Origin of the sequence: Nostoc sp. LEGE 12447 (assembly GCF_015206985.1) — a bacterium.
GTDB lineage: Bacteria > Cyanobacteriota > Cyanobacteriia > Cyanobacteriales > Nostocaceae > Nostoc.
In genome coordinates, this window is the sequence record NZ_JADEXT010000006.1 from 72,298 (window position 1) to 84,969 (window position 12,672).

The 12,672-nt window shown below is 41.8% G+C and carries 10 protein-coding genes; 3 read left to right on the forward strand and 7 right to left on the reverse strand.

What is annotated here, in order from left to right:
- The first annotated feature begins 350 nt into the window (after nucleotides 1–350).
- Together IQ274_RS09740 and IQ274_RS09745 are read left to right on the forward strand one after the other, a co-directional pair.
- Nucleotides 351–1,490: a hybrid sensor histidine kinase/response regulator gene (locus IQ274_RS09740; RefSeq protein WP_194142119.1), complete on the forward strand. Its 1,140-nt coding sequence runs from the start codon at nucleotides 351–353 to the stop codon at nucleotides 1,488–1,490.
- Between the two features lie 193 nt (nucleotides 1,491–1,683).
- Complete coding sequence (locus tag IQ274_RS09745) at nucleotides 1,684–3,066, forward strand: aldehyde dehydrogenase (RefSeq protein ID WP_194142120.1); 1,383 nt, start codon at nucleotides 1,684–1,686, stop codon at nucleotides 3,064–3,066.
- A gap of 89 nt (nucleotides 3,067–3,155) precedes the next feature.
- Here IQ274_RS09745 and IQ274_RS09750 read toward each other — a convergent pair whose 3' ends face one another.
- The 3 genes from IQ274_RS09750 to IQ274_RS09760 form a co-directional block, all read right to left on the reverse strand.
- Nucleotides 3,156–3,761 carry a sulfite oxidase-like oxidoreductase gene (locus tag IQ274_RS09750; protein WP_163927744.1) on the reverse strand — a complete coding sequence of 202 codons (606 nt, stop codon included), beginning with the start codon at nucleotides 3,759–3,761 and terminating at the stop codon, nucleotides 3,156–3,158.
- A gap of 275 nt (nucleotides 3,762–4,036) precedes the next feature.
- Nucleotides 4,037–4,210 carry a 50S ribosomal protein L32 gene (rpmF, locus tag IQ274_RS09755; RefSeq protein ID WP_012407602.1) on the reverse strand — a complete coding sequence of 58 codons (174 nt, stop codon included), beginning with the start codon at nucleotides 4,208–4,210 and terminating at the stop codon, nucleotides 4,037–4,039.
- Between the two features lie 376 nt (nucleotides 4,211–4,586).
- Nucleotides 4,587–5,069, reverse strand: coding sequence for a hypothetical protein (locus IQ274_RS09760; RefSeq protein WP_114085539.1), 483 nt, complete (start codon nucleotides 5,067–5,069; stop codon nucleotides 4,587–4,589).
- Between the two features lie 200 nt (nucleotides 5,070–5,269).
- On the opposite strand from IQ274_RS09760, the gene IQ274_RS09765 reads away from it, so the two are divergent.
- Nucleotides 5,270–7,171 carry a caspase family protein gene (locus IQ274_RS09765; protein WP_194142121.1) on the forward strand — a complete coding sequence of 634 codons (1,902 nt, stop codon included), beginning with the start codon at nucleotides 5,270–5,272 and terminating at the stop codon, nucleotides 7,169–7,171.
- A gap of 110 nt (nucleotides 7,172–7,281) precedes the next feature.
- Here the strand turns inward: IQ274_RS09765 and IQ274_RS09770 are convergent, their stop codons facing one another.
- The 4 genes from IQ274_RS09770 to IQ274_RS09785 form a co-directional block, all read right to left on the reverse strand.
- Complete coding sequence (locus IQ274_RS09770; protein ID WP_163927742.1) at nucleotides 7,282–7,659, reverse strand: Mo-dependent nitrogenase C-terminal domain-containing protein; 378 nt, start codon at nucleotides 7,657–7,659, stop codon at nucleotides 7,282–7,284.
- Nucleotides 7,660–8,396: 737 nt separating this feature from the next.
- Complete coding sequence (locus tag IQ274_RS09775; protein ID WP_163927741.1) at nucleotides 8,397–10,166, reverse strand: ribonuclease J; 1,770 nt, start codon at nucleotides 10,164–10,166, stop codon at nucleotides 8,397–8,399.
- Between the two features lie 280 nt (nucleotides 10,167–10,446).
- Nucleotides 10,447–11,331, reverse strand: coding sequence for a 4-hydroxy-tetrahydrodipicolinate synthase (gene dapA, locus IQ274_RS09780; RefSeq protein ID WP_163927740.1), 885 nt, complete (start codon nucleotides 11,329–11,331; stop codon nucleotides 10,447–10,449).
- A 126-nt stretch (nucleotides 11,332–11,457) separates the two neighbouring features.
- Nucleotides 11,458–12,495: an aspartate-semialdehyde dehydrogenase gene (locus IQ274_RS09785; protein WP_163927739.1), complete on the reverse strand. Its 1,038-nt coding sequence runs from the start codon at nucleotides 12,493–12,495 to the stop codon at nucleotides 11,458–11,460.
- Nucleotides 12,496–12,672 lie beyond the last annotated feature (177 nt).

The following is a 12,672-nucleotide window of genomic DNA, read 5'->3' on the forward strand; positions in this document are numbered from 1 at the left end:
TTGTTATCCTATAGTGGTTTTCGAGCAGATTGAATATAGCATTTTTTAGGGTTACAACAATTGTTGTAACCCTAATTTATTTGTGTATAAAAAATATTATTGCAGGGAGGTGTCCTAAGTATTATATGTTACTTTTTCAGAGTTTTAGGGAACTCTATTACTAGAAATTACGAGCCATAATTCAATTAGCTTGTAGCTATCTGCTAAAAAGGTAAGTAAAGTAGTTTTTAAAACACATTTATATAAATTTCTTAGTAAACAATTTCCTTTGGAGGAAGTTTACTTAAGAGAACTATACCAATAAACCAGTTTCCCTAAAAATTTACTTTTATCCCGTACCTTGCATCTATATGACTTCACAATCTTCTCGTTCTGGCAAAATTCTGGTAGTTGATGACTCTCCTGATAACGTGTTTTTGATCAAAACTATTTTGGAGGAAGAAGGTTACACGATTAGCACAGCAGAAAATGGTATTTCGGCTTTAGCAGAATTGAAAGCTTCTCCTTGTGACTTGGTTCTGCTGGATCTGATGATGCCAGATATGGATGGGTACGAAGTGACTAAGCACATTCGTGGAGAGATGAAATTGTCACAATATATCCCCATCCTGCTGATTACTGCCCACGATGCACCCAACGTTGCTCACGGATTAGACTTGGGTGCTGATGATTTTATCCGCAAACCTGTAACTGTAGATGAATTGCTGGCACGAGTGCGATCGCTCCTACGTTTGAAGCATAGTATGGATGAACGTGATGAAATTGCCCGCCAGCGAGAAGATTTTGTCTCTCGTCTCACCCACGATTTACGCACTCCCTTAGTGGCGGCCGATCGCATGTTGATGCTATTTCAGCAAGGTGCATTGGGAACATTATCACCACAAATGCAGGAAGTAATCACCATTATGGCCCGTAGTAATATCAACCTGCTTACTATGGTCAATACCTTATTGGAAGTTTATCGCTTTGAAGCAGGTCGCAAAAGTTTGGCATTTCAACCAGTTAATTTGGGACGTTTGCTAGAAGAGGTGACTGGAGAATTAGCACCACTAGCTCAAGCTAAAACACTGTCGCTAAATTTGGATTTTACTGAAGAGTCAAACACAGTTATGGGCGATCGCTTAGAATTGCATCGTTTATTTACAAACCTGATCGGCAATGCGATCAAATTTACCGACTCTGGGTCTGTGACTATTCGTTTTACTTCTCAACGCCAGTTAGACAAAAGTAGTCAATCTCAGTTATTTGGAAAATCCAATCCCGTTGAATATATTAGCATTGCGATCGCGGATACTGGCCCAGGGATTCCCACCGAAGAACAAGCCACCATATTTGAACGATTTCGTCAAGGTAGTCACAAGAGTTCTGGTAGTGGCTTAGGACTCTACCTTGCTCGTCGAATTGTCGAGGCACATCAAGGCATTATTTTGCTGAATTCTGAATTGGGGAAAGGTAGTGTATTTATTGTCCTTTTACCCGCTACAAGATGAGAAAATTAGCAATTATAATTTATGAATTACGGGGTATTCTATCCTGATATTTCATAAATTATAACTTTGCTAATATTCCCAAGAATTTCAAGTAAATATTCTAATTAGAAAGTCAAACGCTAAAAAATGACGAGTTAAATATGCTGAGATAGCAACGCCACTTTAAAAACATAGTTTTTTAGGATACTAGACAATGATTACCACTGAATTATCTAAGATTGGCGAGATTATCCAGAATCAGCGAGAGTTTTTTAAAACTGGTAAAACTAAAGATGTTACTTTTCGCATTGAACAACTTAAAAATCTCAAGCAAGCCATAATTGAGCATGAACAAGCAATAGTCGAGGCATTGAAAGCGGATTTACATAAACCAGAATTGGAGATTTACATTACAGAAATAGGCGTTACTAAGGAAATTGATTATGCTATAAAACATATTAATACCTGGACTAAGCCCAAAAAAGCAGCAGTTTCCTTTGATTTTTTTTCCTACTCAGCAAAAATTTATCCAGAACCTTTAGGGATTGTTTTAATCATTGGTCCTTGGAACTATCCATTTCAGTTAATTATCTCACCGTTAATAGGTGCGATCGCAGCCGGGAATTGTGCAATTATCAAACCTTCAGAAATTGCTTCTCATACCTCTGGTGTCATTGCTAAGATTATTGCCAAACATTTCGACCCAGCTTATATTGCAGTCGTAGAAGGAGATGTGGAAGCAAGTCAAAAACTACTTGCAGAAAAGTTTGATCATATCTTTTTTACGGGTGGCACAGCTATCGGCAAAATTATCATGGCAGCAGCAGCCAAATATCTCACACCAGTGACTTTAGAATTGGGTGGTAAAAGTCCTTGTATAGTAGATACTAATATTAATCTTGAACACACTGTCAGACGAATCACTTGGGGAAAATTTATTAATGCTGGACAAACTTGTATCGCCCCTGACTATATTTTAGTTAATAAAAAAATCAAAAAAGATTTAATATATGGGCTGAAAAAATGCCTAAAAGAGTTTTATGGTGATAATCCTATAAGTAGTCCTGATTATGCCAGAATTATCAGTCAAAAACACTTTGATAGATTGATAAATTTTCTCAAAGACGGTGAAGTTATCATCGGTGGAGAAAATCAATCTTCAGAGCGTTACATCGCTCCCACAGTGATTGATAATGTCTCTTCGGAAGATTCTGTAATGCAGGAAGAGATTTTTGGGCCAATTTTACCAATTATTGAATATACTGACGTTGCCGAAGCGATCGCATTGATTAACTCTAGACCTAAACCTCTGGCGTTATACTTATTTTCTCAAAACAAAAACCTGCAAAAGCGAGTTTTGCAGGAAACTTCATCTGGTGGGGTTTGCATTAATGACACAGTGATGCAGGTTGGTGTCTCGTCTTTACCATTTGGTGGGGTCGGAGATAGCGGTATTGGCAACTATCACGGCAAAGCTAGTTTTGACACTTTTTCCCATAACAAAAGTGTATTGCAAAACTCTTTCTGGCTCGATTTAAAATGGCGATACGCTCCTTATGAGGGCAAATTGCCACTCATCAAGAAACTTTTGGGTTAACAAAATTAGGAGTTAAGGATAAAAATCCCCAACTCCTAATTATGCCAATTTTAGATTTTGAATTTTGGATTAAAGAAGAAATTTAAAATCTAAAATCCAAAAGCGTTGCTGTAACGCTCCTCAGCCCAAGGTTCACCACGGCGATGGTAGCCATTACGCTCCCAAAAACCAAGTTCTTCACCAGCTAAAAACTCTAAACCATTAATCCACTTAGCACTTTTCCAAGCATAGAGGTGGGGAACAACTAGCCGCATTGGGCCACCGTGTTCAGATGGAAGGTCTTCACCAAAGACTTTAAAGGCAAAGAAGTTTTCTTCTCTGATGAAATCTTCTACAGAAATATTGGTAGTGTAGCCGCCGTAGCAGTGTTCCATAATGTGGGCTACTTTCGGATCTAGCTCAATCAGCTCCATGAAATCTGTAACTTTAATGCCAGTCCATTTGACATCAAGCTTAGACCAGCGCGTTACACAGTGAAAGTCTGCCGTGAATTCGTGTTGAGGTAGCGCCATAAAGTCTGACCAACTAAAGGTAGCAGATTTTGCCAAACCCCAAACTCGAAACTCCCATTCCTCAATGCTGATTTGAGGAGTTGCGCCGTAAGTTAGTACGGGGAAACCTTTAGCTAAGTGTTGACCAGGAGGAACCCGTTCCCCCTCTTCTTTCCCTGGTTTGTGAAAAAATTTTCCTAGCATAGTTGGAGAAAAATAAGTTTTCTCAAGGTGTTTACAAGCTTTATTGCTGAATTGCCAACACTACCAGATGTTTTACTTTTATATGATTTGATTATCACTCATCAGTGATAGGTAATGGGTAATGGATGTTCCCAATTACTCACTACCAATTTTTATCGAGCTAATGAGCTTGTATAGAGTATATATGATTCAAAATGCAATCAGGAAAGCTAATAAAAAGCGTTGATCCAGTAGTAAGAAGATTGGTGCTGTTTATGCTTTGCCTGACTGGGAAATTATGATTCTTCTTCCTCTTCTTCAGCCGTTGGATACACAAATGTAGAACGTCCAGTCAAAATTGACTTACCCAGAGAGAGGGCTTTCTGAGCTTCGACGACGGCTTTGTGCCTCCAGGTAGCTCGACGTTTATCTCGTTTTGATTTGGAAGTTTTCTTCTTAGGAACAGCCATGTCAGCAGATATCGTGATTCTTGACAACCTTCTTATTCTAGGCCATCCACTGACGCGAAGAACAACAGCTAAGTTGAATTGATAAGTTGAGATTGAAGTAGGACACAGAAACAGAGGGAATTATTTAAGTATTCTACTCTTTACGTCTCCGTGTCTAGCTCAACGAATAAGCAGGAAAAAGGGGGCAGGGAGCGGGAATGACCCCTTCTATTCCTACCGTGAAGCGGAGCAGAACATGGTTCTGAGTCCCAACTTATAAGAAGTGGGAACTCAAACCCTACGGGAAGGCGGCGCAACAGTTGGGGTTGAATCTCCATCTGAACTGTCCCCCCTGCTCGCCGCTCCCTGCTCCCTTGCCTCTTTCTTCTTCAATCCTTCATTTTTTGCTTGATACACCGTTAGCTGCTGTAGAGCTATTGTCAAAGAAAAGTAGCGATCGCGCAGTTTTGAAGTAAGTAGCCCAGTTTTGGGCATCGGGACGCGATCGCCATTGGGGACGACTCACATCTAATGCCAGAACTGGGGCGATCGCTCCAAAATTTTGTACGGATACAATGATTGAAACATCTGTCACCAAGATATCTTGGTCGAAGCTCCTTTGGGCGGCTGCTCTAGCGGCCGCTTCCGCCCTCCGTAGAACGGTTTCATAGTTTTCTTCCGGCAGGCGGTCAATAGCTAGATCGACTCTAGCGGTGTAAGCTCGCACAACCTGGGGTGCGATCGCTTCCGTCAAAAACCACGCAGGAACAGTGGATATGAGCAAAATTAATAAAGGAACTATCCGGATTCTTCTGGCAATTTGGCTAATAACTGAAAAGGGAGTGATCGATGATGGTAGGTGAGCAGCAATCTTGCTCATGACCTTCTATCTCCTTAGTGATGATCTGTTATTGAAATTAGGTAAAAGGTATTTTCCGACTGAGTAACGTAATAAAAACTACATTCTAACTTAAGATTCGATGAGAATCACCTAGACTATAAGACATAGGTTAGCTTTGTTTTTTTGGCAAAGCCAACCGCAATTTTAAGACCAGCAAACAATAACTGACAAAGAGCGGGATGGCAAATTACTGGGCGATCGCGATTGGCATCAATCACTATCAGTTATTTCAACCTTTAAGTTGTGCCCAAGCCGATGCTGAGGCACTAGAGGATTTTTTGGTGACAGAGGCAGGCTTTCTCCCCAAACATTGCCTGCTAATGACGGATACTTCGCCGCCAATTGGAGATCGATCAACTTATCCAACTAAAGAGAATATTCTCTTGCTGCTTGAGGATTTGGCAGCCACAAGTTGGCAACCGGAAGACTATCTGTGGTTATTCTTTAGCGGTTATGGAGTCAATTACAAGGGCAAAGATTACTTAATGCCAGCAGAGGGCAACCCCGAACTCGTGCAAGAGACTGGCATCGAATTGCGATCGCTAATGCAAAGTCTCCAATTTGCTGACTTGAATGTATTGCTACTACTCGATATCAACCGTGCTTTTGGCACTCAAGCGGATGCTCCCGTTGGTGAAGAAACAATAGAACTAGCCCAAGAACTACAACTAGCGACAATTCTTTCTTGTCAACCAGAACAATTTTCTCACGAAAGTAGCGAATTAGGTCACGGATTCTTTACAGCAGCTTTATTAGAAGCTTTGCGTTCTGGTAATGGCAGTAACCTGTCAGATTTAGAAAGTTACCTAAGTCTGCTCATGCCAAAATTATGTCACCACCACTGGCGGCCTGTCCAAAACCCTGCAACTATCATCCCATCAAGGGCGCAGATAATCTTGCCAGAATTGGCAATAGAAAATGGCTTTGAAGCAAATCCGGTGATTTATCCTGAAGAATCTTTTGCTGTTGCTCTTGCAGCCCCTCCCCTTGACAATTACCCCAGAACTTCAGCAGAACGGGGCAGATGGGGAGAAGCTACTATGAACTCCTCCCAGCAGGTGAAGGCTTATAAGGTTGAGAAGCCTAAAGCTCAACCAGTCCAGGAGTCAGCTACTGGCTTAGTTTCCCAGCCAATGGCGGAAACTTCTTTAGGAGCAAATCCCAAAGGAAGATTTATCCCCAATTCCTCCAAAGGTTACGTCTCTCGATTGCCATCAAATCAGCCAAGTCTCCCTTTTTGGAAACAGTTTATCTTGTGGGGCGGAGGCAGCTTGCTAGTAGCAGGTTTAATTGCTGTAGTTTTTCTTCGCAATCAAGAAACTTTTAGAATTAACCAAATATCAACTGCATCGCCAAATGCTACTGCTAGCGATCGCCAGGTGATTGAGAATTTACCAAGCGATGTCTCCGACGGGCTACGCCTACGCACTTCAGTAGTTAGACTTAACAACCAATCTAGCGCCCAAATCATCTCTAGTTCCGAGTCGAAAAAGCGGAATCAAGCAGTATTAGACTTGGCGAAAATGTCGCTCAGACAAACTCAGGCTAGCGATTTGAGTATGGCGATCGCCACAGCCCGGAAAATTAAACCTGGTGAACCACTGTACGAACAAGCTCAGGAAAATATTAAGATTTGGAGCCGAATGATTTTAGATTTAGCAGAGGGTCGTGCTAAACAAAGACAGTATGCTAGCGCTATTGCCGCCGCTCGATTAATTACCAAAGATGAAGCTCCCTATGCCAAAGCACAAGCAGCAATTAACCTGTGGCGGCTAGAGGGAAAGCAGTATGTGAGTAACAAAACTCTTTTAGATGCAGCTAATGCCTTAATTAAGTCTGGACAGGCATCTACCTACAATCGGGCGATCGAAGTTGCCAAGAAAGTACCAGCAGGTCAACCAGGCTTTGATAGTGCCCAAAAGTCGATCAATAAATGGAGTGAGAAAATTTTAGACCTGTCCAAGCGTCGCGCTGCCGAAGGAGATCGTAGTGCCGCAATTGCAACTGCTACGTTAGTGCCAGAGGAGACAGGCGCTTACGAAGATGCTCAAGATGCCATTCAAAAATGGCAGAAGAAATAGTAAAAAAATAATAAAAAATGGTTAGGAGTTAGGAGTTAGGAGTTATATTATTGATCCCCGACATGTTACTCCTGACTCCTAACTTTTCACTCAGCGGTCATATCTCAGTATTAGCAGTACTGCGATACATCTTCGCCACAGTCGTCGGCTAGATAGCACAACGCTCGGAAACGCAAACCGACCACTTCTTCATATAAGGGGTTGAGCTTGCACATGGGTGGAATGTGAAACAAAGTTTTCCCAAATACTTTGACATCGCGCTCAAAGGGACATTGAGATGGGATTAGTTTGCACAAACGATGAGCTAATTGGCGATCGCGGATTTGAATGTTTTCTACTCGTTGCCGTAGGGGTTGGAGAATATCCCAGTAAGGCTTGGAAGGAGAATGGTTAAGCTGGCTTACTTTATGGTCAGTAGTCTCTGCTTGATTGATTGATACCCAGCTCGCCAGAAAAATCTTTTTCGTGGTATTGTCGAATACCTTCATGGTTAATCCTCTGTGTTATTGAGGTTATTCACCTTTTTGATGAATATATACAACGTGGCAACGAACTTTCCCGGAAAAATCGCGTTCTGACTGCGATATAATGTAATACCTGATTAGCCACTTAAGTCAGAACCTAATTTATTACTACGTCAAGTTAATCGCAAATTTTTGGGGATCGGTAGTGTAATATTACGATCTTGTTCATAACTTGACATAGTTTAGATTTTAGTAAAGACATCCGTCATTGGATAGGTTTTAGTGTAACATTTACAGAACTTAATATAAGGTCTTTCTAAAAGAATTTTTGCTAAGTATAAACATCAGTAATACCCTAGAAGGCATTTTTCCTTTCCGTGTTCCCACTTTCTCACGTAAGTGTGTCTTGTTCATCGCAAGCTGAATACCGTAAAAGTAGTGATTTTTGAGCGATTAGAATCGATTGCATTTCACAAAACTTACGTTGGCAGTGGCAATTTGAGAATCATATAGTCTGACGCATTAAAATCAGATGAACTTGCTTATGGGTGTTTTTGTACTCTACAGCGCAATCCATCCTGGCAGTACGCTGTACGCACGCCTTCAGTGACAGCAACTAACTATAGGCAAGCTCTATACCCATGAGAAAAGAAAGCGCAAAGACGTTCAGAAGAATTCTGTGTCTTTGCGCCAATCTAAGTTTGAGCGGTGAAAGCCACTGCTCAAACTTCTCTCTGTATGAAATTTTTACCTTAAATTCCCTATGATGCTACTTGAGCAGCAGTCCGAGTCCGTCGTCTTCTACCATCGGCAACTTTTACAGGTGGCTCATCAGGGATTTGCATCAATAAAGTCACAGATGGCTGACATTGCAATTCTCGACGGATAGAACGTTGCAATTCTCGTTCTAAAGTTCCTTGCAATCCGCCCCAGTCTATATCTGCTGCTTCACCGCCAGGAGCAAATTCTGTCCAGCGCACAGTGAGGATTTCTTCAATGCGTTGTTTTACCCAGGTTTGTAGCAGCGATCGCTCTACAGTTGTAACTACACCCCGGAGGTGAGTTTCTGGTTTCGCCAACAGTTTACCATTCCAATCAATTGCAGCTGCGATCGTGATAATGCCTTCTGAAGCCATGCGTTGCCGTTCTTGCAGCACTTTGGCGCTTACCATACCCGAACTGGTAGTATCCACTAATTCAATACCAGATGGCACTTTACCAGCAACGCGAATAGCATCTTCAGTCAGTTCGACAATATCACCATTCTGAATAATGATCATGTTTTCTGCGGGAATACCCATACTCTGAGCCGTTTCTGCGTGCTTCACTAGCATCCGATGTTCGCCGTGAAATGGCACAAAGAACTTGGGTCGAGTTAAGGCAATCATCAGCTTTTGCTCTTCCTGACAGCCGTGACCGGAGACGTGAATCCCTTTATCCCGTCCATAGACCACTTTTGCACCCTGAATCATTAATTTATCAATGGTGTTAACTACAGCGATCGTATTTCCGGGAATGGGGTTAGCAGAGAATACTACTGTATCTCCTTGGCGGATTTTAATATGAGGATGTTCTTTATTAGCAATGCGAGTCATTGCTGCCATCGACTCACCCTGAGAACCTGTAGTTAAAATTAGTACTCTTTCATCAGGCAGATTTCGGACTGCGTGTAATGGTTGCAGCAGATTATCTTCACACTTGATGTAACCTAGATTACGGGCATGAGCAATCAAATTCAGCATGGAACGCCCCACAATCGTCACCACGCGATTTTGCTTCTTGGCGATATCCAAAATCATATTGATGCGATGCACGCTAGAAGCAAAGGTTGTGACAAATAATCGCCCAGTGGCTTGACTAAATACTCTCTCCAGGTTTGGATAAACCGAACGTTCTGAAGGTGTAAATCCTGGTATCTCAGCGTTAGTGGAATCACTTAGCAGACAAAGAACGCCTTTTTCACCATGTTCTGCTAATCGTTGCAAATCAAACTTCTCACCATCTACTGGGGTATGGTCAATTTTGAAATCCCCTGTGTGAATGACTACACCAAGGGGAGTATGAATGGCAACAGTGAAACTATCAGCGATGGAGTGGGTGTTACGGATATATTCCACTAAAAAGTTTTTGCCAATCCGCACTACATCACGTGGTAAAACTGTTCTGATTTCGGTGCGATCGCGGACTCCTGCTTCTTCCAATTTACCCTCTAGCATCGCCATTGCTAGCCTAGGCCCATAAATCACGGGGATATCAAACTGCTTGAGATGGAAAGCAATCCCACCGATATGGTCTTCATGACCGTGAGTAACGATCATCCCCTTAATTTTGTGGCGATTTTCCCGCAGATAGGTCGTATCTGGTAAAACAATATTTACTCCATGCATCGCCTCTGTGGGGAAAGCCAATCCTGCATCTAACAGGATGATTTCATCGTCATACTCAAAAAGACAGGTATTTTTCCCAATTTCGTGCAAACCGCCCAAAGGAATAATTTTCAAGGCGGAATTATTAGCTTCGTTTTTAGCCATTTTCTCCTTAGATTGTTACTTGTAGTTAATTAAGTTGATAGTTAACTTTCCATGTATTTAAGACAACATCATCTGTTTCTTAAGTCAGTCTGAAAGCAATCAAGTTTTAATTGAAATTTTCAATTTTTTATTCAATAAAATCGACTGTACACTTAAGGATTCATAGTATATCTATCAGTCCTAGCACAGGTTTTTAAATTGCAACTTATGAACAATTATGGTCATTGTTTATATCTATCTTTAGAAAGCAGCAGACTACCAACGTTTAACTAGATGGTGGCTAGATTAAACTAAGTTCTTTCAGAACCGCTTCTAACTTTTGACTTACTTCTAAATCAGCTTCACATAGCGGTGGACGAGTTGAACCAACCTCCCAACCTTGGAGTTTCAGCGCTTTTTTCACTGGAATGGGATTTGAAGTGAGAAATAAAGCTTTAAACAACGGGAAGAGTTGGAGATGAATGTCGCTTGCTACCTCAATTTTTCCCGCACTAAAAGCTTGGATCATCTGCTGTAGTTGGTTTCCTACCAGATGAGAAGCCACACTTACCACACCCTTTGCCCCGATTGCTAACAAGGGCAAAGTCATGTAATCATCACCAGAATAGATGTGGAATTCTTTTGGTGTCAAGCGACGGATTTCGCTTGCCTGGTCTATGCTACCAGTGGATTCTTTAATCCCGACAATATTGCTAACCTCAGCTAACCGGGCAACTGTTTCTGGCTGAAGGTTTTGTCCGGTACGACCTGGGACATTGTATAACAACAATGGTAAGTCGGGACAGGCTTGTGCTATTGCCTGAAAGTGCGCTTCCAATCCCGCTTGCGGCGGTTTGTTGTAATAAGGAACAACTTGTAAGGAACCATGTACTCCTATCTTAGACGCTTTTTGGGTGGCAGCGATCGCTTCTTTGGTGGAATTTGAACCACAACCTGCGATCACCTTGGCTTTTCCTGCCACGGACTGCAATACCTCGACAAACAGCTGGTATTCTTCATCCCAACTCAAGGTAGGGGATTCTCCTGTTGTGCCGCACATCACCAATGTATCTGTACCGTTGTTAGCTAGATGCACTGCCAGTTCTGCCGCTACACCATAATCTACACTACCGTCTGCTTTAAACGGTGTAATCATAGCGGTTAAAACATTACCAAAATCTCCCACCCTGTTTTCACTCCTGATTGCCCATGTTTTTGTATCTTGGTGGTTTCCTATTGTAATAACCTATCTGCAAATTGCTTTCAAGTGTCATTTGTCATTTGTCCTTTGTCACTTACCAATGACCAATGACTAATGACTAATAGCTAATGGTTTGAGTAGATTTTTTTCTACCAGTAACTCGGCGATTTGTATTGCATTCAATGCTGCGCCTTTGCGGATTTGATCGCCGCACAACCATAATTCCAAGCCACAAGGATGAGAAATGTCCTGACGGATTCTTCCCACTAAAACTTCATCTCTACCTGTTGCTTCAATTGGCATCGGAAAATGATTAGTTTCCCAATCTTCTACCAATTTCACTCCAGGGGAGGAATTTAAAATTTCTCTGGCTTCCTCGGCACTAAAGGGAGTCTCAAATTCTAAATTAATGGCTTCTGAATGGGCGCGGAGTACGGGAACCCGTATACAGGTCGCAGTGATTCTGATTTGCTGCGTGCCAAATATTTTTTGGGTTTCGTTGACCATTTTCATCTCTTCCTCACAATAACCCAAATCATTTAATGGTGAGTTGTGGGGAAATAAATTAAATGCCAATGGGTAAGGCAATACCTCAGCTACTGGCGGCTGTCCTTGTAGTATAGCGCTTGTTTGGGCTTTGACTTCTGCCATTGCCCTAGCCCCTGCGCCACTAGCAGATTGGTAGGTTGAAGCCACGATACGTTGCACTGGTTTAACTTTATGCAATGGCCATACTGCCACAGTCATCAAAATCGTTGTGCAGTTGGGGTTAGCAATAATGCCTTGATGATTGGCTGCGGCTTGTGGATTAACTTCTGGCACTATTAAGGGAACTTCTGGGTTCATCCGAAAGGCACTGGAGTTGTCAATTACCACTGCACCCTTTGCCACGGCAACTTCTGCCCAAGCCTTAGATGTGGAACCACCCGCACTAGCTAGTACTATATCGACATTTTCAAAGGCGCGATCGCTCACTGGCTCTACTGGGATATTTTCCCCTTTAAACCGTAGCGATCGCCCAGCACTGCGCTCTGATGCCAATAATTTCAAGTCAGCAATCGGAAAATTACGGCTTTCTAATAATTCCAGCAACTCTGTGCCAACTGCACCAGTAGCTCCCAAAATAGCTAAACGATAGGATTTCGACAAACTTGCTTCCTCCTTTAAAAGACTTATCTGCAATTTTTTGGAACAATTGACAATTTATTTATATTTAAATAGCGATCGCAGTCTTGAAATTAATTTTGAATAGATTGAGATTTTCTCTAATTTAGTCTATCTTTAATAGATTTAATAAATTTATTTACTTGGGTTATTTAATAAGTT

Coding starts and splice junctions, on each gene's coding strand:
- rpmF (WP_012407602.1), bottom strand. CDS start 4,210: ATGGCTGTTCCTAAGAAGAAAACTTCCAAATCAAAACGAGATAAACGT.
- IQ274_RS09765 (WP_194142121.1), top strand. CDS start 5,270: ATGGCAAATTACTGGGCGATCGCGATTGGCATCAATCACTATCAGTTA.
- IQ274_RS09750 (WP_163927744.1), bottom strand. CDS start 3,761: ATGCTAGGAAAATTTTTTCACAAACCAGGGAAAGAAGAGGGGGAACGG.
- IQ274_RS09740 (WP_194142119.1), top strand. CDS start 351: ATGACTTCACAATCTTCTCGTTCTGGCAAAATTCTGGTAGTTGATGAC.
- IQ274_RS09760 (WP_114085539.1), bottom strand. CDS start 5,069: ATGAGCAAGATTGCTGCTCACCTACCATCATCGATCACTCCCTTTTCA.
- IQ274_RS09775 (WP_163927741.1), bottom strand. CDS start 10,166: ATGGCTAAAAACGAAGCTAATAATTCCGCCTTGAAAATTATTCCTTTG.
- IQ274_RS09745 (WP_194142120.1), top strand. CDS start 1,684: ATGATTACCACTGAATTATCTAAGATTGGCGAGATTATCCAGAATCAG.
- IQ274_RS09770 (WP_163927742.1), bottom strand. CDS start 7,659: ATGAAGGTATTCGACAATACCACGAAAAAGATTTTTCTGGCGAGCTGG.